We start from the raw sequence: 19,363 nt of genomic DNA, 5'->3' as shown, positions 1-19,363 counted from the left end.
AGGATTTAGTTCTTTTCCTTGTCGACCATCTTACCGGCCGAGATCCAGGGCATCATGGCGCGCAGTTTCGCACCGGTTTCCTCGATCATATGCTCGTCATTGGCGCGGCGCGACGCTTTGATGGTCGGCTGGCCAACGGCGTTTTCCAGCATGAAGTCGCGGACGAACTTGCCCTGTTGAATGTCGCTGAGGACCTCTTTCATACGCGCTTTGGTCTCGTCGTATTTCAGGATGCGTGGACCGGTGACGTACTGGCCGTATTCGGCGGTGTTCGAGATCGAGTAATCCATGTTGGCGATGCCGCCTTCATAGATCAGGTCAACGATCAGTTTCACTTCGTGCAGACACTCGAAATAGGCCATTTCAGGCGCATAGCCGGCTTCGACCAGTGTTTCAAAGCCGCAGCGGATCAACTCGACCAGACCGCCGCACAGAACGGCCTGTTCACCGAACAGGTCGGTTTCGCATTCCTCGCGGAAGTTGGTTTCGATGATGCCCGAACGGCCGCCACCGATGGCCGAGCAATAGGACAGTCCGATTTCCAGCGCTTTGCCGGTTTCGTCCTTGTCGACGGCGACCAGACAGGGCACGCCACCGCCTTTGGTGTATTCGCCGCGTACGGTGTGGCCGGGGCCTTTGGGGGCCATCATGATGACGTCGACGCCCTCTTTCGGCTCGATCAGGCCGAAATGTACGTTCAGACCGTGGGCAAATGCGATGGCCGCGCCCGGCTTGATGTTGTCATGCACGTATTTCTTGTAGGTTTCGGCCTGCAATTCGTCGGGCATGGTGAACATGATCAGGTCGCACCAGGCCGCCGCTTCGGCGATGCCCATGACCTGCAGGCCTTCCGCTTCGGCTTTCTTGGCCGAGGCCGAGCCTTCGCGCAGAGCGACGACAAGGTTCTTTGCGCCCGAGTCGCGCAGGTTCAGCGCATGGGCATGGCCCTGGCTGCCGTAACCCAGAATGGCAACTTTTTTGTCCTTGATCAGGTTAATATCGCAATCGCGATCGTAATAGACGCGCATGATGTCGGTCCTTTCAGTTTCGATTGAAGCGCTTTTTATCCGGGGCGTGGGGTATTGGCGATAGGGTTTCGATTGAGTATTTAAGAAAAAGATGAAGAATAATTCGCGATACTGATCAAAATCGAGAAATTCATGCTAGATGACATCGACAGGCGCATTCTGCGCCATTTTCAGGCCGAGCCCAGCCTGACCACCGCCGAGTTGGCCGAGCGCTGCCGTATCAGTCAGGGCGTATGCTGGCGCAGGATCGAAAAGATGCAGGCGTCCGGCGTGATCGAGGGGCAGGAGGCTGTGATCGATTGGGCGGCTTTGGGTTTCGCGGTCGAAGTGTCGCTGCGGATCACCTTGGACAAGACTCAGGCGCGCGCATTTGATGAGTTCATGGCCGCGGCGCGCGAAGTGCCCGAGGTGATCGAAATTCAGACCTTTCTTGGTCGGGTGGATGTGCGCCTATCGGTTCTGGCGCGGGATATGGCGCATTATCAGCAAGTGTACCGTGACCGCATCCTGACCTTGCCGCATATCGCGGATATCGAGGCTCTGATGCATATCGCCCGGGTCAAGCGGGATGAGGTTCTGCCGGTATGATCGAGTTGGATGAGACAGACCGCAAAATCCTGCGGGCGCTTTCATTGGATGCCACCCAAAGCGCAGGCGCGCTGGGGCGCCGTTTTGGGTTTTCGCAACCTGCGACCTGGCGAAGGATACGCAGATTGGAAGACGGCGGCGTGATCAAAGGGCGGCGATTGCGTCTGAATGCCGAAGCGCTGGGTTTTGGAGTGACGGTGTTTCTTGGGGTCAAGCTGGCGCGCAAGGGTCAGGTCAGTCTTGAGGATTTCGAACGCGCCGTCAGCGGTATTCCCGAGGTTCAGACCGTTGAACATGTGCTTGGGCTATATGACTATCGACTCAGGGTTGTCGCTCGTGACCTGTCGGATTTTGAGCGTGTTTTGCGACGTCGTATCATGACGTTACCGGGTGCAGGCGATGTTGAAGCCAATGTTCTGCTGAGCGAAGAGCGTCTGCCGGGACCGATCGGTTAGACCCTGATTTGCACCTCAGTACTTTGAACGGATCAGGTATCCCGGGTGGTGGGTCATCCGGGCAAAGGTCATGGGTTGGCCATCCTTCCACGTCGTCCGCTCAAGCTGGATCATCGATGCGCCGGTTGTGGTGCCCATGAACTCCGCAAGACGCCCGTCAGCGGACACCGCGCTAAAGGCGATCTCAGCTTCGGAAAAGGGTGCGGCATTCAGCAGCCATTCATGCGGGCCGGATGTGTTCAGATCTGCATGTTCCACTTCGGGAACGGCTTCGATATTGATCCAGCGTTCTTCCAGTTGGAAGGGTCGGTTGTCGGCGTAGTGCATGCAAATAACGTGCAAAACACGGGCGTCCGGTTCGACGTTCAATTGTGAGGTCAGCCAGCCGGGACTGTAGACAACGTTCCGTTCAACCAACGCATATCGGTACGAAGAGTTTTGTTTTTCAACCGCTTGCCGGGCCAGCGATATCTCAAGCTTGGCTTGCCGCTGTGGTTCTTTTTTGACGCGGGTTCCGCTTTTGCGTTTGCGTTCGACAAAGCCTTGCTCGGCCAGTTCCCGCAAGGCTCGGTTCACTGTGGCGCGGGCGCACTCAAACTCCTCTGCTAGCTGTGTTTCGGTCGGAAGAAGTGAGCCCTGCGGCCAGATCCTTGCTTCAATCCGTCTCTTAACTTCGTCTCTAACAACTTGAAAACTGGTCCGCTTCTGAGCAGTCACGAGCTAAAATATCCTTTCTTGCACAAAGTGTATGTATCTGGTCAGAAACACGTCAGGGTGTAAAGAGATGGTGACACTGGTTGGCGTCATTTCTTCCCTTTGTTGCATGTAAAATGTCAAAATGAAACCGAAGGTTGCGCTTTCCCTTGGGTCAACTTTGCGGTGTGAAATGAGGCTTTACCCGCGTGATTTCTGCGTGCAGAAACACATCAAGCAACTGGAAAGGACGAACTATGCCTGCATTGTTGGATCATGTGGACCCAGATGGGTTCGAAGAGTTTTCGGTCGTCTTCACAGATCGGTCGTTGAACCACATGTCCGCGCGGTTTCAGAAGGTGATGCGAGACATCTCGGATCTGCTGCGCGAAGTTTACAATGCAGACGGCGTTGCGGTCATACCCGGTGGTGGGACTTTCGGGATGGAGGCTGTGGCACGTCAGTTTGCACGCGATGCGGATGTGCTGGTGGTGCGCAACGGATGGTTTTCGTACCGATGGAGCCAGATTTTTGAAACAGGCGGGCTGACCGCGTCGGCCACGGTGCTCAAGGCGCGGCAAACCGGGAATTCGGACCCGTCACCCTTTGCGCCCGCCCCAATCGATGAGGTCGTAGCAACCATTCGCGATCAGCGCCCGAATATCGTGTTCGCGCCGCATGTCGAGACTTCGGCCGGAGTGATCTTGCCGGACGCCTATATCACAGCCATGGCCGCAGCCGCGCATGAAGTTGGCGCGCTGATGGTGCTGGATTGCATCGCATCCGGGTGCGCGTGGATCGACATGAAGGCAACCGGCGTGGATGTCTTGATCTCGGCCCCGCAGAAAGGGTGGAGTGCGACGCCATGCGCGGGTCTGGTGATGTTGTCTGAGCGCGCCGAAGCGCGGCTGGAGCAGACAACCTCGGACAGCTTTGCGATCGACCTTGGGAAGTGGCGGCAGATCATGCAGGCTTATGAAAACGGCGGGCACGCATATCACGCAACGATGCCCACGGATTCGCTGCTGGCGTTCCGCGATACTATGATCGAGACGCGTGATTATGGGTTCCAAAAGCTGCGCGACGCGCAATGGGCCTTGGGCGATGGCGTTCGGGCGATGTTGAAGGACAAAGGTGTCGTCTCGGTCGCTGCCGATGGGTTCGGGGCACCGGGTGTCGTTGTCAGCTATACCTCGGACCCGGAGGTGCAGAACGGCAAGAAATTCGCGGCTCTGGGCACTCAGATTGCTGCCGGTGTTCCGTTGCAATGTGACGAGCCCGAGGGGTTCAGCACATTCCGGCTTGGTCTGTTTGGCCTCGATAAGCTGTATGATGTGGACGCGACACTCGCGCGGTTGAAACGCGTGCTGGATCAGGTTTTGTGACCTGTATGGCGGGCTGAAACCCGCCCTCCGGTTCAGCGCACACCCAGACCCATCTGCATCAGTGTCTTGCGGATGGGCGGTAGCGAATAAAGCGCACTCAGCCCCATCGCCCGTGCATCGCGCAAGGGGCGTGCCTCGATCATTGACGCCCGGTTGAGCAGATCGATTCCCCTGGCGCGCAGCTCAACCTCGGTGTGGCGGGCCTTGTGATAAGCCTCGGTCATTTGCGCGTCCCCCAATCCTTCGGGGCGAGATTGTGCCAGATCGAGCAGACAGTTCAAATCGCCCAGAGAGGTGTTCAACCCTTGTGCACCGATAGGGGGCATGACATGGGCCGCCTCGGCCATCAGGGCCACGCGTTCGCCAGACATCCGGTCTGCGGTTTGGCTGATAATCGGCCAGACTGTCCTGCGCGAGGCAAGCTTAAGCGGCCCAAACAACGCACAGGACCGTTCCGTCATCGCGGCTTCGAACGCGCCGGGGTCCATGTGCAACAATTCTTGCACCCGCGGACCGCGTTCCATCCAGACAATGGCGGATGAGGGCTGCCCTTGCCAATCGGGCAGGGGCACCAGTGTAAAGGGCCCGCCCGAGCGATGGATTTCCGTCGAAACGTTGTTGTGCAGCTCGGGGTGCGTCACCGCAAAGGCCAGGGCCTTTTGCCCGTACCGGGTTGTTCGCACGCCGATCCCTGCCGCTTCGCGCATGGGTGAGGACCGTCCATCCGCCGCCACAACCAGCTTACAGCGGATGCGTTTTCCGTCGCTCAGGCTGACTTTGGCTTCGGTCAAGCGGGTGAACAGACCGGTCGCGCCTGTTCCCGGCCGGAATTCGACATTCGGCATTTCTTCGAGACGGGCGACCATTTCCCTGCGCAACAGCCAATTGGGCAGGTTCCAGCCAAAGGGCTGATCGGAAATGTCGGCTGCATTGAAATCGCGGATAACGCGCGGTTCGGGCTGGTCACCACCGGCGTCGACAATTCGCATGATCTGAAGCGGCGCGGCATAGGGGTCCAGCCGCTGCCAAAGCCCGCATTGATCCAGCAGCTGCTTAGCGGGCTGCAGAAACGCCGTGGTCCGCAGGTCTGATCCATCCTTATCCCGATCCACAACCGGGGGCCTGGGGTCAACGCAGATCACATCAAACCCCGCGGCGCCAAAGGCCGCCGCCGCAGACAGCCCGGCGATGCCGCCGCCGGAAATGAGGATGTCACAGGTTTCAGTCATGGCCCAGGTCTCCGTTCTGGGAAGACCTTAATGCTGAACCCAGGCAAGCGCCATGTGGCAACCTTTCCCGTTTTCACCCGCGCGAAATCAGGATGAGGATCAGGAACATCACCGGCACCAATGCCAGCGCAGGCAGATAAAGGCCGGGCAGACCGAACAGCATGACGGAACATCCCCACATGCTGACGATGGCCGCAGCGGAATAGCCCCAATCCTCTTCCGTGCCGTTGGCCGCATCGCGGGCGAGCCATCCAAACAGGGGGATTGCAAAAATCAGGCGCTGCCAAAGGGGCAGCCGGCGGGGCGCGTCAATGGCGGTCATCGGGGTCTCCTATCTGTTCGCTACTGCGGATATAGGAGCGTTGCTGCACCTGCAAAATGTGCAGATCGTCGCATGGGCGCAGGTCAGACCAGACGGGATAAAAAGGCTGTCAAATCATCAGTATGATAGTGGATATGGTCGGCCTTGTGCGGGTCGGGGGCGACGTGAACCGTGCGCATGCCCATCTCGTGCGGTGCAGCCAGGTTGCGCGGATCATCTTCGAACATGGCCGCCTTTGACGCGTCGATTCCATCCTGGGCAAAGATCGCCTCAAAAGCCGCGCGCTGGGGTTTTGGGCGATACCCTGCATGCTCAACACCATAGATCGCATCGAACAGCCCATCCAGCCCGCGGGCGGCCAGAACCCGCTCGGCATAGGGGGCCGATCCGTTGGTATAAACGATCCGGCGTCCGGGCAGATCGCGAATATGGGCGGCCAGATCCGCATCGGGCTCCATATGGCTCATGTCCACCTGGTGCACTGCGTGCAGATAAGGGGCAGGGTCCAGATCATGTTCGGCCATCAGACCCGCCAGCGTCGTGCCATATTGCCGCCAGTAGTGCGAACGCAGCCTGTCGGCCTCAGGGCGATCCACGCCTATGGCCTGAACCACGTAATCGGTCATCAGCACCTCGATCTGGTCGAACAGGCGCATATGCGGCGGATAAAGGGTGTTGTCCAGGTCGAACACCCATTGTGAGACATGTGCGAATGCGGGTTTTACCATGGCATCGGTTTAGGCCGCCGGACGGCGGTTTTCAATGCATCTACTTGATTGAATGGCATCGGGACGGATAGACAGGTCCGAACCAGGAGAAATGTGACCAGATGCCCCAATCCAAACAATCCAACAAGGATGCCTACAGCCTGATCCTCGAAGCGATCGATGTCGGGGTCTATAGACCTGGGGACCGTTTGGTCGAAAGCGAGTTGGCCGAACGTTTCGGTGTATCGCGCACACCGATCCGCGAGGCGCTGCAACGGCTTGAGACGCAATCCCTGCTGGAGCGCGACGGGCGGTCGTTGATCGTCGCCTCGTTGGATCACAACCAGATGGCCGAGCTCTATGTCGTGCGGCGCGAGTTGGAGGGGTTGGCCGCCAGCCTTGCCGCGCGCCACGCCACCGAAGAAGAGATCAGGGTACTGCAGGAAATGGTCACCAATGATGACGCGCTGGTGGGCGATCCCCCGGCCTTGTCTCGTGCCAACCGCCGCTTTCACGAGCAAATCCATTTGGCCTCGCACAACCGTTATCTGGTGCAGCAGTTGAACCTTGTGCACCGCACCATGGCCCTGATGGCAACAACTTCACTGGCGGTTGAAGGGCGCGGAGAGATCGCGCAGAGCGAACACAAGGCCATAGTCGCAGCCATTGCCGCACGTGATGAAGACGCCGCATCCGAAGCGTTGCGACAGCATATCTCGGTGGCGTTCATGACGCGGCTGAAGCAGGACGCTGACGAACGGGAAAAAAGCTGAAAGGCTACTCTGGTTCCGGCTCGGGTTCCTCTTCCGCATGGCCGTGCTGCGTCTTGTCCCAATAGAACGGATCGACCACGAGCTCCCATAACGCCTTGTAGGCGGCCAATACACCCAGCGGGTAGTAGAGCGCCATGGTCGGCACCCAGGGGATCAAATGTCGTTTGTTGCCTGCGGCCACGCCGAACATGCCGACCAGAATGCTGATACCTTCGGCTGCCACAAACAAATAGACGAAACTGGTCAGAACATCCGGGGATGCGACCTGTTGAAAGGGATGGGCAAGACCCAAAGCGGACAACCAGAAGACCCACAGGATCGGGGCCAGCAGGAACTGGCCCAGCGTGCCCAGAAAGAAGGCCTGAACGCCCAGAAACCTCTTGAGGCCAAGATCGGCCAGCAATCGACCGGGCGCGCGCATGTGCACAAGGTAGGTGACCATAAACCCTTTGAGCCAGCGTGAACGCTGCCGGACCCAGGGCCAGGCGCGAAAGTTTGCCTCTTCATAGGTGGTGGTGTTCACGATTTCCGTGCGGTAGCCGGCCCGGCTGAGGCGGACACCCAGATCCGCGTCTTCGGTCACGTTATGGGCATCCCAACCGCCCAGTTCCAACAGCTTGTCGCGGCGAAAGAAGAAAGTGGTGCCCCCCAGTGGAACAACCAGCCCCAGCCGTGCGATCCCCGGCAAAACCACCCGGAACCAGCCATTGTATTCGATGGTAAAGCAGCGCGACCGCCAATTGGTACGCGGGTTGTAGTAGTCCAGTGCCCCTTGCAAGCAGACCACCTTTTCGTCGGCCTGCGCAAAATGCAGCGCGACGGTTTCAAGCTGGTCGGGAACGGGCGCATCCTCGGCATCCCAGACACCGATGATCTCACCGCGGCAGAAATCCAGCGCATAATTCATCGCACGTGGCTTTGTGGTCAGGTTTCCCAGCTTGGGTACCACAACGGACCTGATCCAACTGGGCAATGCGACAGATTCCAGTGCGTCGCGGGTCACGTCGTCTTGCTCTTCCAAGACCAGAACCACGTCCAACAGGGCTTTAGGATAGGTCAGACGCTGCAGGCGCGTGATCAGGACATCGGCAATCTCACGTTCTTTGTACAGCGGCACCATGATCGAGATACGCGGCAGTCGCGCAAGCGCGGGGGGCTTGGTCACGGTCGGATCGTTTTGCCGAAACACGTGCATGACAAGCCCCAGCATCCGCAGGCTGAGGAACAGGATCAGGGTCGCAATCGCGGCCCAGAACAGAAGGGCAAGACCCATGGCCGGGGCCGCGATCAGAACGGCAGCCAGCGCCAGCGCCAGTGCAACCGGCCTCATGTGCGTGCGGCCAGACCAGGTGCGGCAGCTTTGATCCGCGTCGACCCTTGTTTCAGCATGTCGCGCCAAAGGCAGGCCATATGTGGCCGCGATGGCCTCATCAATCTGCTCTGGCCCGGCCAGAACCGGAACGATGGTCAGTCCGGTGTCGTTCAGACCGTCGGCAATCTGGTCAAAGCTATCCGGCTTGGCCGTCGCCACCAGCAACAGCGGTCCCATCCTGAGCCAGGGAATGACATTGTGCTCCAACCAGAACGACACCGGCCTGATCGAACATATGTCGCGCGTCGGCGGAGTGGCTTCGAAATCGGCGACCTGCCAGCCGCTTTGTTCCGACAAGGCCATCAGAACGTCCTGGCTGCTTGCCCACCCTTCACCAACCAAAATTTCGCCCAAGGGCGCATTTTGGTCAGCTTGCAGACGCAGGGCGCGGGCCAGTTGGGCCGAGGTAATGATGCCACGGTCCAGCAGGACAAGGCCGACAGGCTTACGATCTTGCGGGCCCGGAACGGGTCTGGCCGAAGCGAGACGTTGAAGATTCAATTCGACCATGCGCAAACCTTGCCACCTGTACCAGAGGGAAGGTTTGCTTAAACGAGGTTAACAGGCAGTTAACCAAGGTATATCGCGGTTTAGGCCTGTGCTTTTTGCGCGGCCATGGCGGCAGCGAAACGTTCGAACAGATAGAAACTGTCCTGCGGTCCGGGCGAGGCCTCGGGGTGGTACTGCACCGAATAGACGGGGCGATCAGCCATGCGGATACCGCAGTTCGATCCATCAAACAGGGACCGGTGCGTCTCGACCACGCCATCGGGTAGGGTCTGCGCATCGACCGCAAATCCGTGGTTCATCGAGGTGATCTCGACCTTGCCGGTCTCCAGATCCTTGACCGGGTGGTTGGCGCCGTGGTGCCCGTGGTTCATCTTGACGGTCTCACCGCCCAAAGCCAGCGCCAGCATCTGGTGGCCAAGGCAAATACCGAACACAGGCAGGTCGGTCTTTTCCAACACCTCTTTGATCATCGGTACCGCGTATTCGCCAGTGGCCGCCGGATCACCCGGGCCGTTGGAAAGGAACACTCCATCAGGATTGTGTGCCAGCACTTCGGCCGCTGTCGCCGTGGCGGGCAGAACGGTGACATCACATCCGGCAGAGGCGAGGCACCGCAGGATGTTCCGTTTGGCGCCATAGTCCAGCGCGACAACCTTGTGCACCGGGGCCTCCTGACGCTGATAGCCATCCGGCCAGGCCCACCGCATTTCGTCCCAGCGATAGCTTTGGGCGCAGGTTACGTCTTTGGCCAGATCCATGCCCTCCAACCCGGCGAACCCGCGCGCGGCTGCGACAAGCGCTTCGATGTCGAAATTCCCCTCGGGATCGTGGGCCAGCGCGACATGCGGCGCGCCTTGTTGGCGAATGGCGCGGGTCAGGCGCCTTGTATCGACGCCCCCGATTGCGATGCGTCCACGCCGCGACAACCACACCTTGAGGTCTTCGGCTGCGCGCCAGTTGGATGGTTCGGTCGGGTCCCACTTGACCACCATGCCCGAGGCCACCGGATCGGCCGTCTCGTCATCTTCGGGGTTCACGCCCACGTTGCCGACATGCGGGAATGTAAAGGTCACCACCTGTCCGGCATAAGAGGGATCGGTCATGATTTCCTGATACCCGGTCATCGCGGTGTTGAAACACAGCTCGGCCACGGTTTGACCGGTCGCACCAAAGCCAATTCCATAGAACAGCGTTCCATCAGCCAGTGCCAAACATGCGGTGGGCTTGGACGGGGCGTTCTGGGCCATGACGCGACTCTCCTGCAAGGTAAACGGGCGCATACCTAAGGGGGATAAGGCGCAGGGTCAAGTGTGTTCAATTTTTCTGCTATGTAATGAAATCAATGACTTAACCATAGTCACACCCTGTTGTGTCGCGCTTTTTGTTTCGATATGGTCGGGGTTCCTTTTGCCATGGGGATGGACAGACCAAATGGATATGCGATCACGGGTGAATGCCGCCCTGAAGCAAGCGATGAAAGACAAACAGGCCGAGCGCCTGTCGACTCTGCGTCTGATCAATGCGGCGATCAAGGATCGTGACATTGCAACGCGGGGCACCGGGAACGAAGAGGCCAAAGGCTGCGGCGACTCGGATGTTCTTGAAATTCTTGGTAAAATGACCAAGCAGCGCAAGGAAAGCGCGCGCGCCTATGAAGAGGGCGGGCGCCTTGACCTGGCGGAACGTGAGTTGCGCGAGGTCGAAGTGATCGAAGAATTCTTGCCCAAGCAGTTGGACGAGGACGAGGTCAGCCAAGCCATCCAGACCGCCATTACCACCACAGGCGCTGGGTCAATCCGCGACATGGGCAAGGTCATGGGTGAGTTGAAGACGCGCTATACCGGCCAAATGGATTTCGGCAAGGTCGGACCGATGGTAAAAGACCATCTGTGCGCAAGCTCCAGCAACGGGTGCTGATCGCCTAGCGGTCTGCGGGCTCGCGCAGTTTTCTGCTGAGATCATCAAACAAGGCGATGCGTTCCTCTTCTGAAAGGAACGCACCAATCTCGACCTGCCGTCCTTCGCCTGAAAGGGTCACGTAGTTCGGAACCGGCCCCCCGCGCGCGTGGATTTCAGGGCGCGCCCAATATCTGTTGCAGGACCATTCCTGATCGCCTCTGCGCGGATCATGATGCACCAGCCGCGCCTGTGTGCCCGACAGGGTCAGGACTTCGCTGATGCTACGCGCGCGGTAGTTCATCTCGAACGCCAGCCAGAGGCCCAGAACCGTCACCAGCATGAAGGGCAGCAAGCCCCACAACAGGACGGATCCCAACACGGCAAAAAGCGGGATGAGGCCAAACAGGAAGACGGCCAGGATCACACCCATCGCGCCACGGGGTGGAAGGGAATTGTGCGGCCAAAGCCGCAATTCCTGTACCGAGTCAGAGGAGTGATTCCAGCGATAGGGCATAAGGCGAATTTAGCGCAGCCCGCACCGAAGTCGAAGCGGGAATTCAGACCACATGACCGACCCGAGCCCAGGACAAAGCGTCGTCAAGGCGGTCGTCGCCCCAGAACACCTCGCCGTTGACCACAAAGCTTGGTGCGCCGAATACGCCCAAAGCCATCGCTCTTTGCGTTTCGGTCTCAAGCGCCCCGACGGTGTCGGGGCTGCGCGCCCGGGACAATATCAGGCGCGGGTCTTGCTGGCAGCGATGCAGGGCCTCGGACAGGGCGCTCTCGCTTCCGGCTTCGATCCCGTCTTCGAACCAGACACGATAGAGCGCTTGGACAAAGGCCTTGCCCCAATCCTCGGTCAACCCGAGCAGCGCGACCTGATTTGCAAGCGGCAGATCCGAAACCGGATAAGGGGCCGGCAGCTTGGCGTGCAGGTGGTATTTGGCGGCGCGCCTTTCGATATCGCGCCACATATACGCCGATTTCACAGGCTTTCCTGCGAAGGGGATGTTTTGCTGCTGTGCCATGACCGTGCGCACATTGAACGGGCGCCAGTTTACCGTTGCGTTGTTGTCGGCGCACCATTCGTCCAGCCGTGAGATCGTGAGAAAGCTGTAAGTGCTTCCGATCGAAAACCAAAAGTCGATTTCGGGCATCGCAGCGCTCCTTTTTCAACGGGCAGGATCAGCATGATACAGCAAAACGGGTGATTTGACGACTGCAGCCCAGGCTGCACGGCTTGGACCGCTGGCATCACCAAACGCTGCAAAAGGTTGGGGTCACCGGCCCCAAAAACACAAAGCCCCGCGCAAGGCGGGGCTTTGGTTTGATTGTCTGGATCGGGGTTAGTGCGCGTGGCCCTTGTCCCAATCCTCCTGCTTTGGCAGCTGCTCGAACGTGTGCTCGGGCGGCGGCGACGGCAGGGTCCATTCCAGCGTATCGGCGTATTCATTCCACGGGTTCGGACGTGTTTCTTTCGCGCCGCGCAGCAGGGCGTAGATCACGATGCCGAAGAACAGCAGGAACGAAGCGAAAGAGATGAACGCACCAATCGACGATACAAAGTTCCACTGCGCGAACGCTTCGGGATAGTCGATGTAACGGCGCGGCATGCCCTGACGGCCTAGGAAGTGCTGCGGGAAGAAGGTCAGGTTGGCGCCGATGAAGAACAGCCAGAAGTGAACCTTACCCCAGAACTCAGAATACTGACGGCCCGTCATCTTGCTGAAGTAGAAGTATACACCCGCAAAGATCGCGAAGACCGCCCCAAGCGACATCACATAGTGGAAGTGCGCAACCACGTAGTAGGTGTCGTGATAGGCGCGGTCTACACCGGCCTGCGACAGCACAACGCCGGTCACACCGCCAACGGTGAACAGGAACAGGAAGCCGAAGGCGAACAGCATGGGCGTCTTGAACTCGATGGATCCGCCCCACATGGTCGCAATCCACGAGAAGACCTTAACGCCCGTCGGAACCGCGATGACCATCGTGGCCAGCATGAAATAGGCCTGCTGACGCAGCGACATGCCAACGGTGTACATGTGGTGCGCCCAAACGACGAAGCCCAGAACACCGATTGCGATAATCGCCCAGACCATCGGCAGGTAACCGAAGATCGGCTTGCGTGCGAAGGTCGCAATGACGTGGCTGATGATGCCGAAACCGGGCAGGATCACGATGTACACCTCGGGGTGTCCAAAGAACCACAGGATGTGCTGATACAGGATCGGGTCACCGCCACCGGCCGGGTCAAAGAAGGTAAAGCCAAAGTTGCGGTCCATCAGCAGCATGGTGATCGCGCCGGCCAGAACGGGCAGCGACAAGAGAATCAGCCACGACGTGACGAAGATCGACCAGCTGAACAGCGGCACCTTGAACAGGGTCATGCCGGGGGCACGCATGTTCAGGAAGGTGGTGATCATGTTGATCGCGCCGAGGATCGAGGAGGCGCCCGATACGTGCACGGCGAAGATCGCAAGGTCCATGGACATGCCCGCTTCGGTCGTCGACAGCGGCGGATACAGAACCCAGCCCACGCCCGAGCCGAGCTGATCATTGCCACCGGGACTGAGCAGCGAGGCGACGCCCAGCGACGTACCGGCGACATACAGCCAGAAGGACAGGTTGTTCATCCGCGGGAACGCCATATCCGGCGCGCCGATCTGCAACGGCATGAAATAGTTGCCAAATCCGCCGAAGAGGGCCGGAATAACCACGAAGAACATCATCAGAACACCGTGGTAGGTGATCATCACGTTCCACAGGTGCCCGTTCGGGGTACATGGATCAGCCATGAAGCCTTCGAGGCACATGTACTGCACACCGGGGTGCATGAGTTCGAGCCGCATGTAAACGGTCATCGCCACCGAGATGAACCCGGCCAAAGCCGAGACGATCAGGTAGAGAATCCCGATGTCCTTGTGGTTGGTCGACATGAACCAGCGCTGGAAAAAGCTGCGCTCGTCTTCATGTTCGTGACCATGAATGGCTGCGTCTGCCATTTAGGTGCCTCCTGTTGCAACTGAACCGCGCAGTCGGACCTCTCCAACGCGCGGGTTTCACGGTGGTTTTAGATTGTGAGGGGGCGACCTTCAATGGTCGAGTTTGATATGGATCAAGAATAATTGTCGCGGGCAGGGATGCTGCACGCTTTGAACCCGTTGGATTGAGCTGGGCATTGATTGCCGGGTTTCAAGCCTTGCGGTGGGTGAATCACTTCGCGCCTTGACCATCGGGGCATTGAAACGCACAAGTTTGGGCGTGGCCAAATACCGGAGACCAACGATGCCTGCTTATGACCCCGACAACGTCTTTGCCAAGATCCTGCGCAATGAAATCCCGTCCAACCGGGTGTACGAAGACGATGAAACGGTGGCGTTGATGGACATCATGCCGCGCTCTGACGGTCACGTTCTGGTCGTTCCCAAGACACCATGCCGTAATCTCCTGGACGCAACACCCGCGCAATTGTCGGCGGTGATCGGAACTGTGCAGAAACTGGCGCAGGCGGTGAAGGACGCTTTCGACGCGGATGGCGTGACCATTCAGCAGTTCAACGAGGCCGCAGGCGGGCAGGAGGTCTTTCACCTGCATTTTCACATCTTGCCACGCCACGAGGGCGTTTCGCTGCGTGCGCCGGGTCAGATGGGGGATTTCGATCAGATTGCGCAGCACGCCGATCTGATCAGAGCTGCGATAAGCAACTGATGCCACTGCCGGGCGGTATTTGATACACAGCCCTTCGAACGAGAATTGCCGTTCCGATATGGGGTCGGAACGGCAGACTCGTAACCAAGCACTTACTCGGTTTTTCCGGGCATAGCCCGAGATCACCGGTTAACACACCACTCACTCATGAACGGCAACTCTATACTATGTGGTTACGACGGCTTTGTATTGGGGCAACCTAAAGAAACCCTGAATTTTATTGCAATTTAAGTTAACGCTAGGGAAATCTCAGCAGCTGTAAGAAACAGAGACGTAGTTCTCGGCGGATTGTTGTCGTCTTTTGGCAAATATTCCGATTCGTGCAAGCATCGGCAAAGTGCTTGTGTCAGCTGTGTGCCGAAAAGCTTGATTCGAACGTCTTTCTAAGCGCGACGTCCACATCGTCCATCGTAACCGGCAGCCCGAGGTCGACCAGGGATGTCACCCCGTGTTCCTGAATACCGCAGGGGACGATGCCCGAGAAATGATCCAGATCCGGCTCGACGTTGATCGATATGCCGTGGAAACTGACCCATTTCCGCAGCCGTATGCCAATTGCTGCAATCTTGTCCTCGGCCGGCTGGCCAGAGATCGTCAGCGGTTTGTCCCCGCGTTGCACCCAGACACCGACGCGTCCGTCCCTGATCTCTCCTTTGACGTTGAACTCGTCCAGGGCAGCAATCACCCAGTTCTCCAGCTGTTTCACAAAGCGACGCACATCGTGGCCGCGTTTGCCCACGTCCAGCATGACATAGACGACCCGCTGACCTGGCCCGTGATAGGTGTACTGCCCGCCGCGCTTGCTCTCAAAAACCGGAAAGCGATTTGGATCAGTCAGGTCCTCGATCTTTGCCGACGTACCAGCGGTGTAAAGCGGGGGATGCTCAAGCAGCCAGATACATTCATCCGCCTCGCCAGCTGCAATCGACGCCACACGTGCCTCCATGAAGGCAACGGCGTCGTCATATGCGATCAGCCCATCTGAAGTTTTCCATTCCATGGCGCGTCCATACCCCGCGTGCAGGCCGGGGGGAAGAGGTCAGGCGGCCTCGGCCAGACAGCGCTGAAGAACCTGCGCATAGGTTTCGGTGCCTTGTGCCCCGGTCAGCAGGTATTTCCCGCCAAAGACCATCGACGGCACGCCTGAGATCCCGTGCCCGGCCCAGAACTGCTGTTTTTCTCGAACCGCAGCCACATGCGCACCAGATTCGAGCGCGACCCTTGCCGCATCCCTATCAAGGCCAGCAGCCTCAACACAGGCCATCAGAACCTCAACGTCCGAGACATCCATCTGCCGCGTAAAATACGCCTCGAACAAGGCCAGCTTCAACGGATGCTGCCGCCCCTGGCTTTCGGCCCAATCCAGCAGTTGATGCGCTGCAAACGTATTAAAGATGCGGCTCTCATCGTTGAAATTGAAGGTAAACCCCAGTTCAGCACCGAGCGAGGTCAACCGATCACGCGCCTGCTGGCTCTGCTCAGCTGTCGATCCGTATTTTTCGGCGATATGTTCACGCAGGTTTTGCCCCTCGGGGCCCATATTGGGGTTCAGCTCAAACGGGTGCCACCTGAGCTGCGCCAGAACGTTTTCCTGCTGCAAAGCCAGGTCAAGCTGTCGAAAACCGACGATACACCAAGGGCAGACCACATCCGATACAACGTCGATCTGGATGATGGGGCGGTTGTCTGAAGCTGTCATTTCTGGGTCCCGGCTTTTGCGCATGACTTGATTTCGAGCCCTAGATAAGCAGGCGGCGCAGGAAATCAATTCACCTTTGTTTTTGCCTCTTCACATCCCGCGTGACTGCGTCTATACGCGCCTTTACCAAGTCATGCACAGTGCGGTCGTGGCGGAATTGGTAGACGCGCAGCGTTGAGGTCGCTGTGGGGTAACACCCGTGGAAGTTCGAGTCTTCTCGACCGCACCAGAACTAGCTTGATCAGTTAGTTTTTGGCTTTATAAACAAGGGCATTCAGCATCTTCCGAGTGTGTCGCATAACGCAAACAACACACACGGACAGCACACAATGGCCCTTAGAATGAAGATCAGTTACGTCGACGCAATCAGCGAAACTCAATGGCGCTTTCGCAGAAGGTGGCCCAAGAGAGTGCGTGAAATTCGTGGTGAGGACGCTTACCAGAAGCATATAAAGGCTCGTGATGGGGCAGCTTTTCAGCGCGAGTACCAATTTCACCTGAGAAATTTTGACGCCATCGTTGAGGACACCCTCAGGCAACACCCAGAAGTGGACACTAGGTCAGCCACTCAGAAGTTCATCGACGCCCAGCGCCTTGCAGAACATTACATGGCGGGAGTTCAGGGGTTGGACCCCGACGATAGCTGGACACGTGGGGTGGTGGGGCACAGTCTGGCTGCCCGTGGAGAGGCACCCGAAGTTGTGGCGGCCGTCCTGAACCCAGAGGCCAAGGCACCCCGCCCGTCGGTGGCCGATATGCGTCACGTCTATGCGCAGGACAAAGGCATCCTTGACGAACGGAAAGAAATGGTCCGCATCGACCGCACATTCAATCGGTTGTCCGCTGCCTTCGGTAAGCCACTCGACCAAATCTTTATAGAAGACATCAGCCGCGCACAGGCTAAGTCCTTTATGCGGTTCCTGCTCGATACGAAGAAGTCCAACGGGAAACCTCTGGCTCTCAAATCGTGCCAGCGCGAAGTGATCATCGTCTCTGCGGCCTATAACCATGCCGTTACGGAGTTGGAGATAACATCTTGTGAGCGTAACCCCTTTGAAGGTCTTCCATGGCCTCAGGAGCAGGTAAGTTCGCTGGACAAGAACGTCCCCCTGCCTGACACGATTGTCGACGCCGTACAGGAGACGCTTGAAGGTGGTCGCAGTGTTGATTTGCCCGACCTGTGGCGGGTGCTGAAAGGTACCGGAATGCGCCTAGGTGAAGCCTGTGGTCTGCGTATTAGCGATGTCGACCTGACAGCGGAAACTCCGTCCATTCTTATCACTCCCAACGAAATCAACGGCATTAAAAACAGCAACAGTGAAAGACACGTTCCCATAGCTTCAGACAGACTCAGGGAGTCCCTCAGGGCGCGCGTTGAGGGGCGTAAGGGTAGTGAACCATTGTTCCCTTCTTATGGTCGTGACGGAGGCCCTACGGCGGCCTCTGCGGCGCTGATGAAAGCGGTGAGAAAGAACACCGATGACAAGCGCATGAAGGTCCACGGGCTACGCCATAGGGCAAGCGATAAGCTGAGGGATGCAGGGGCACCTGTTGAGGTACGTCACGGTTATCTAGGCCACTCAGCACAGTCTGTCGCTGAGAATACTTATGGTGGGCGTGAGGCGCGGCTTAGAGAGTTCGCTAGGTGGGGCGTGAAGGCTGGGCTTTGAGGGAAACTTGAGGCAGGCTTCCAATCGCGCAATTTGATGCCCGTCGTTTAAGAGGTGACCGCAACCTTTCGTGGTAATCCCCATGGTGTTGCTCTCGGCACTTGAACAGGTGCGTAAGATGGATAAGGGTTATGCCGTAAAAGTCTATTTCACTTTTAACCAGTGTTGTATCTGGATGGGATAGCTAAAAAATTGAAGCTAGTTATTGCGGAGTGCGGGTATGAATACAGGCCGTCTAAAGGAATTGATTGAAAAAATTCTTAAGGCAGAAGAAGAAATCGGTACTCAAAAAGCCTTGCAGCACTTGAACAGCGCTCTCGGAAACATTGTCAATCAACCACAAAACCCTGAACATCAAAGCGAATTGGCGAAGAGACTGGACGATTTCTCGAAGGCTATGGATTGGTTCTCCGAAGAGTTTACACCGCGTGAATTTGATCACGTGCTTGAACTCGGTGAAGAGGAATTCTCTCCAAGTCTAGTGGAAGACATCACACAAAAAATATCAGACAACCCAATGTCGCCAAACGTGGTCCACCAGTATGCTCAAGATTTGTACAATCAGCGAGAAAGTGTATTTGACAACTTTTCCAACATCACGCGTGGCTTTGACTTCTTCAAGATAGGTTATTCGGAAGTCGAAGAAGGCACGGCGGAGCTTGGGTTCCAGATACCTCGAAAGATTTTTGACAACGATCTAGACGGCCTTATTGATGAACTATCTGAAATAAAGCGCATGCTCCGTTTCTTTTCTGAAGCTTCTGTAGGCAAGTACGAACCTGCAAAAGTCGGAGAGATTTCTACATCAGACCCCCTAATCTTTTTGTCGATGGTAGAGATTGTTGCCGTCAAGATTGGTTCGGTAGTGCAATGGGCTCTGACTGTTTGGGTCGGAGTTGAGACTATCAGGCACCTACGCGCAACAACTGCAAAATCACAGGCGTTTAGCGAAGACGAGATTGAAGGTTTCTTTGGGAGCAAGATTAAGGAAGAAATTGACAAGAAAGTTGATGAGAAAGTTAAGGAGCTTTTGGACGAAGGTGAAGCGCCTGCGGAACGCAAAGGCGAGTTGGAGGGACAACTTGACTGGGCACTGAGGGCTCTTCTTTCGAAAGTTGAGCGCGGAATGACCGTGGAATTGCGGATTGCCCCGCCGCCGCTTTCGGAAACTGCTGACGAACCAGAAAAAGAAGCGCAGCAGTCCGAAACACGTGACAACTTAAGGCACATTCAGAAGCAGTTAGTATTCCCAAAAGCCTCAGATGCACCAATTCTGGAAATCCCCCACAAGCCTGACAATGAAGAGGAATAGGACCGAACGT

Annotated in this window: 20 protein-coding genes and 1 tRNA gene; 9 read left to right on the top strand and 12 right to left on the bottom strand. The window is 57.5% G+C overall.

Annotated features, from left to right (window positions below; all coding sequences use genetic code 11):
- Window positions 1–5: 5 nt before the first annotated feature.
- Window positions 6–1,028, bottom strand: a complete 1,023-nt coding sequence (gene ilvC, locus ACR0AG_RS04815; protein ID WP_480836951.1) for a ketol-acid reductoisomerase — start codon at window positions 1,026–1,028, stop codon at window positions 6–8.
- A gap of 132 nt (window positions 1,029–1,160) precedes the next feature.
- Here ilvC and ACR0AG_RS04810 point away from each other — a divergent pair, with 132 nt between their 5' ends.
- Both ACR0AG_RS04810 and ACR0AG_RS04805 read left to right on the top strand, forming a co-directional pair.
- Complete coding sequence (locus tag ACR0AG_RS04810; RefSeq protein ID WP_480836949.1) at window positions 1,161–1,616, top strand: Lrp/AsnC family transcriptional regulator; 456 nt, start codon at window positions 1,161–1,163, stop codon at window positions 1,614–1,616.
- Window positions 1,613–2,071 carry an Lrp/AsnC family transcriptional regulator gene (locus tag ACR0AG_RS04805; RefSeq protein ID WP_480836947.1) on the top strand — a complete coding sequence of 153 codons (459 nt, stop codon included), beginning with the start codon at window positions 1,613–1,615 and terminating at the stop codon, window positions 2,069–2,071. The genes ACR0AG_RS04810 and ACR0AG_RS04805 overlap by 4 nt, the downstream gene beginning before the upstream one ends.
- A gap of 15 nt (window positions 2,072–2,086) precedes the next feature.
- Here the strand turns inward: ACR0AG_RS04805 and ACR0AG_RS04800 are convergent, their stop codons facing one another.
- Window positions 2,087–2,788, bottom strand: a complete 702-nt coding sequence (locus tag ACR0AG_RS04800; RefSeq protein WP_480836945.1) for a GntR family transcriptional regulator — start codon at window positions 2,786–2,788, stop codon at window positions 2,087–2,089.
- Window positions 2,789–3,021: 233 nt separating this feature from the next.
- Between ACR0AG_RS04800 and ACR0AG_RS04795 the strand changes: the two genes are divergently transcribed.
- Entirely contained in the window at window positions 3,022–4,149 is a 1,128-nt protein-coding gene (locus ACR0AG_RS04795; RefSeq protein ID WP_480836943.1) for an aminotransferase class V-fold PLP-dependent enzyme, read from the top strand.
- Window positions 4,150–4,181: 32 nt separating this feature from the next.
- On the opposite strand, the gene ACR0AG_RS04790 is transcribed toward ACR0AG_RS04795, so the two are convergent.
- The 3 genes from ACR0AG_RS04790 to ACR0AG_RS04780 form a co-directional block, all read right to left on the bottom strand.
- The gene (locus ACR0AG_RS04790; RefSeq protein WP_480836941.1) at window positions 4,182–5,378 is read right to left on the bottom strand and encodes a UbiH/UbiF family hydroxylase; all 1,197 of its coding nucleotides are present in this window, start codon (window positions 5,376–5,378) and stop codon (window positions 4,182–4,184) included.
- 73 nt (window positions 5,379–5,451) lie between these two features.
- Window positions 5,452–5,700, bottom strand: a complete 249-nt coding sequence (locus tag ACR0AG_RS04785; protein ID WP_480836939.1) for a hypothetical protein — start codon at window positions 5,698–5,700, stop codon at window positions 5,452–5,454.
- 83 nt (window positions 5,701–5,783) lie between these two features.
- Entirely contained in the window at window positions 5,784–6,428 is a 645-nt protein-coding gene (locus ACR0AG_RS04780) for a pyrimidine 5'-nucleotidase (RefSeq protein WP_480836937.1), read from the bottom strand.
- A 101-nt stretch (window positions 6,429–6,529) separates the two neighbouring features.
- Between ACR0AG_RS04780 and ACR0AG_RS04775 the strand changes: the two genes are divergently transcribed.
- Window positions 6,530–7,180 (top strand): GntR family transcriptional regulator, encoded by a 651-nt coding sequence (locus ACR0AG_RS04775; protein ID WP_480836935.1) that lies wholly within the window; start codon window positions 6,530–6,532, stop codon window positions 7,178–7,180.
- 4 nt (window positions 7,181–7,184) lie between these two features.
- Here the strand turns inward: ACR0AG_RS04775 and ACR0AG_RS04770 are convergent, their stop codons facing one another.
- Together ACR0AG_RS04770 and carA are read right to left on the bottom strand one after the other, a co-directional pair.
- Window positions 7,185–9,062 carry a glycosyltransferase family 2 protein gene (locus ACR0AG_RS04770; RefSeq protein ID WP_480836933.1) on the bottom strand — a complete coding sequence of 626 codons (1,878 nt, stop codon included), beginning with the start codon at window positions 9,060–9,062 and terminating at the stop codon, window positions 7,185–7,187.
- A gap of 80 nt (window positions 9,063–9,142) precedes the next feature.
- Window positions 9,143–10,309 (bottom strand): glutamine-hydrolyzing carbamoyl-phosphate synthase small subunit, encoded by a 1,167-nt coding sequence (carA, locus tag ACR0AG_RS04765; RefSeq protein WP_480836931.1) that lies wholly within the window; start codon window positions 10,307–10,309, stop codon window positions 9,143–9,145.
- Between the two features lie 184 nt (window positions 10,310–10,493).
- Here carA and ACR0AG_RS04760 point away from each other — a divergent pair, with 184 nt between their 5' ends.
- A complete protein-coding gene (locus tag ACR0AG_RS04760) occupies window positions 10,494–10,979 on the top strand; it encodes a GatB/YqeY domain-containing protein (RefSeq protein ID WP_480836929.1) in 486 nt (161 codons plus the stop codon).
- Between the two features lie 4 nt (window positions 10,980–10,983).
- On the opposite strand, the gene ACR0AG_RS04755 is transcribed toward ACR0AG_RS04760, so the two are convergent.
- The 3 genes from ACR0AG_RS04755 to ctaD form a co-directional block, all read right to left on the bottom strand.
- A complete protein-coding gene (locus tag ACR0AG_RS04755) occupies window positions 10,984–11,475 on the bottom strand; it encodes a DUF2244 domain-containing protein (protein ID WP_480836927.1) in 492 nt (163 codons plus the stop codon).
- A 43-nt stretch (window positions 11,476–11,518) separates the two neighbouring features.
- Window positions 11,519–12,118 carry a DsbA family protein gene (locus ACR0AG_RS04750; RefSeq protein WP_480836925.1) on the bottom strand — a complete coding sequence of 200 codons (600 nt, stop codon included), beginning with the start codon at window positions 12,116–12,118 and terminating at the stop codon, window positions 11,519–11,521.
- Between the two features lie 189 nt (window positions 12,119–12,307).
- On the bottom strand, window positions 12,308–13,966 hold the full coding sequence (ctaD, locus tag ACR0AG_RS04745) for a cytochrome c oxidase subunit I (RefSeq protein ID WP_480836923.1): 1,659 nt from the start codon (window positions 13,964–13,966) through the stop codon (window positions 12,308–12,310).
- Between the two features lie 283 nt (window positions 13,967–14,249).
- On the opposite strand from ctaD, the gene ACR0AG_RS04740 reads away from it, so the two are divergent.
- Window positions 14,250–14,672 carry an HIT family protein gene (locus ACR0AG_RS04740; protein WP_480836921.1) on the top strand — a complete coding sequence of 141 codons (423 nt, stop codon included), beginning with the start codon at window positions 14,250–14,252 and terminating at the stop codon, window positions 14,670–14,672.
- 346 nt (window positions 14,673–15,018) lie between these two features.
- Here the strand turns inward: ACR0AG_RS04740 and lipB are convergent, their stop codons facing one another.
- Window positions 15,019–15,672 carry a lipoyl(octanoyl) transferase LipB gene (lipB, locus tag ACR0AG_RS04735; protein WP_480836919.1) on the bottom strand — a complete coding sequence of 218 codons (654 nt, stop codon included), beginning with the start codon at window positions 15,670–15,672 and terminating at the stop codon, window positions 15,019–15,021.
- A gap of 39 nt (window positions 15,673–15,711) precedes the next feature.
- Window positions 15,712–16,371, bottom strand: a complete 660-nt coding sequence (locus ACR0AG_RS04730; protein ID WP_480836917.1) for a DsbA family oxidoreductase — start codon at window positions 16,369–16,371, stop codon at window positions 15,712–15,714.
- Between the two features lie 142 nt (window positions 16,372–16,513).
- On the opposite strand from ACR0AG_RS04730, the gene ACR0AG_RS04725 reads away from it, so the two are divergent.
- The 3 genes from ACR0AG_RS04725 (at window position 16,514) to ACR0AG_RS04715 (ending at window position 19,353) form a co-directional block, all read left to right on the top strand.
- A tRNA-Leu gene (locus ACR0AG_RS04725) sits at window positions 16,514–16,600 on the top strand.
- A gap of 112 nt (window positions 16,601–16,712) precedes the next feature.
- Window positions 16,713–18,041, top strand: a complete 1,329-nt coding sequence (locus ACR0AG_RS04720) for a tyrosine-type recombinase/integrase (RefSeq protein ID WP_480836915.1) — start codon at window positions 16,713–16,715, stop codon at window positions 18,039–18,041.
- Between the two features lie 220 nt (window positions 18,042–18,261).
- Window positions 18,262–19,353: a hypothetical protein gene (locus ACR0AG_RS04715; protein WP_480836913.1), complete on the top strand. Its 1,092-nt coding sequence runs from the start codon at window positions 18,262–18,264 to the stop codon at window positions 19,351–19,353.
- Window positions 19,354–19,363 lie beyond the last annotated feature (10 nt).

It is taken from the genome of Ruegeria sp. H6 (assembly GCF_056532975.1).
The sequence above is the reverse complement of the archived record's forward strand: the minus strand, read 5'-3'. Positions and strand labels throughout refer to the sequence as shown.

Coding starts and splice junctions, on each gene's coding strand:
- ctaD (WP_480836923.1), bottom strand. CDS start 13,966: ATGGCAGACGCAGCCATTCATGGTCACGAACATGAAGACGAGCGCAGC.
- ACR0AG_RS04750 (WP_480836925.1), bottom strand. CDS start 12,118: ATGCCCGAAATCGACTTTTGGTTTTCGATCGGAAGCACTTACAGCTTT.
- ACR0AG_RS04805 (WP_480836947.1), top strand. CDS start 1,613: ATGATCGAGTTGGATGAGACAGACCGCAAAATCCTGCGGGCGCTTTCA.
- ACR0AG_RS04770 (WP_480836933.1), bottom strand. CDS start 9,062: ATGGTCGAATTGAATCTTCAACGTCTCGCTTCGGCCAGACCCGTTCCG.
- ACR0AG_RS04715 (WP_480836913.1), top strand. CDS start 18,262: ATGAATACAGGCCGTCTAAAGGAATTGATTGAAAAAATTCTTAAGGCA.
- ACR0AG_RS04810 (WP_480836949.1), top strand. CDS start 1,161: ATGCTAGATGACATCGACAGGCGCATTCTGCGCCATTTTCAGGCCGAG.
- ACR0AG_RS04755 (WP_480836927.1), bottom strand. CDS start 11,475: ATGCCCTATCGCTGGAATCACTCCTCTGACTCGGTACAGGAATTGCGG.
- lipB (WP_480836919.1), bottom strand. CDS start 15,672: ATGGAATGGAAAACTTCAGATGGGCTGATCGCATATGACGACGCCGTT.
- ACR0AG_RS04740 (WP_480836921.1), top strand. CDS start 14,250: ATGCCTGCTTATGACCCCGACAACGTCTTTGCCAAGATCCTGCGCAAT.
- ilvC (WP_480836951.1), bottom strand. CDS start 1,028: ATGCGCGTCTATTACGATCGCGATTGCGATATTAACCTGATCAAGGAC.
- ACR0AG_RS04795 (WP_480836943.1), top strand. CDS start 3,022: ATGCCTGCATTGTTGGATCATGTGGACCCAGATGGGTTCGAAGAGTTT.
- ACR0AG_RS04790 (WP_480836941.1), bottom strand. CDS start 5,378: ATGACTGAAACCTGTGACATCCTCATTTCCGGCGGCGGCATCGCCGGG.
- ACR0AG_RS04775 (WP_480836935.1), top strand. CDS start 6,530: ATGCCCCAATCCAAACAATCCAACAAGGATGCCTACAGCCTGATCCTC.
- ACR0AG_RS04730 (WP_480836917.1), bottom strand. CDS start 16,371: ATGACAGCTTCAGACAACCGCCCCATCATCCAGATCGACGTTGTATCG.
- ACR0AG_RS04720 (WP_480836915.1), top strand. CDS start 16,713: ATGAAGATCAGTTACGTCGACGCAATCAGCGAAACTCAATGGCGCTTT.
- ACR0AG_RS04785 (WP_480836939.1), bottom strand. CDS start 5,700: ATGACCGCCATTGACGCGCCCCGCCGGCTGCCCCTTTGGCAGCGCCTG.
- carA (WP_480836931.1), bottom strand. CDS start 10,309: ATGGCCCAGAACGCCCCGTCCAAGCCCACCGCATGTTTGGCACTGGCT.
- ACR0AG_RS04780 (WP_480836937.1), bottom strand. CDS start 6,428: ATGGTAAAACCCGCATTCGCACATGTCTCACAATGGGTGTTCGACCTG.
- ACR0AG_RS04760 (WP_480836929.1), top strand. CDS start 10,494: ATGGATATGCGATCACGGGTGAATGCCGCCCTGAAGCAAGCGATGAAA.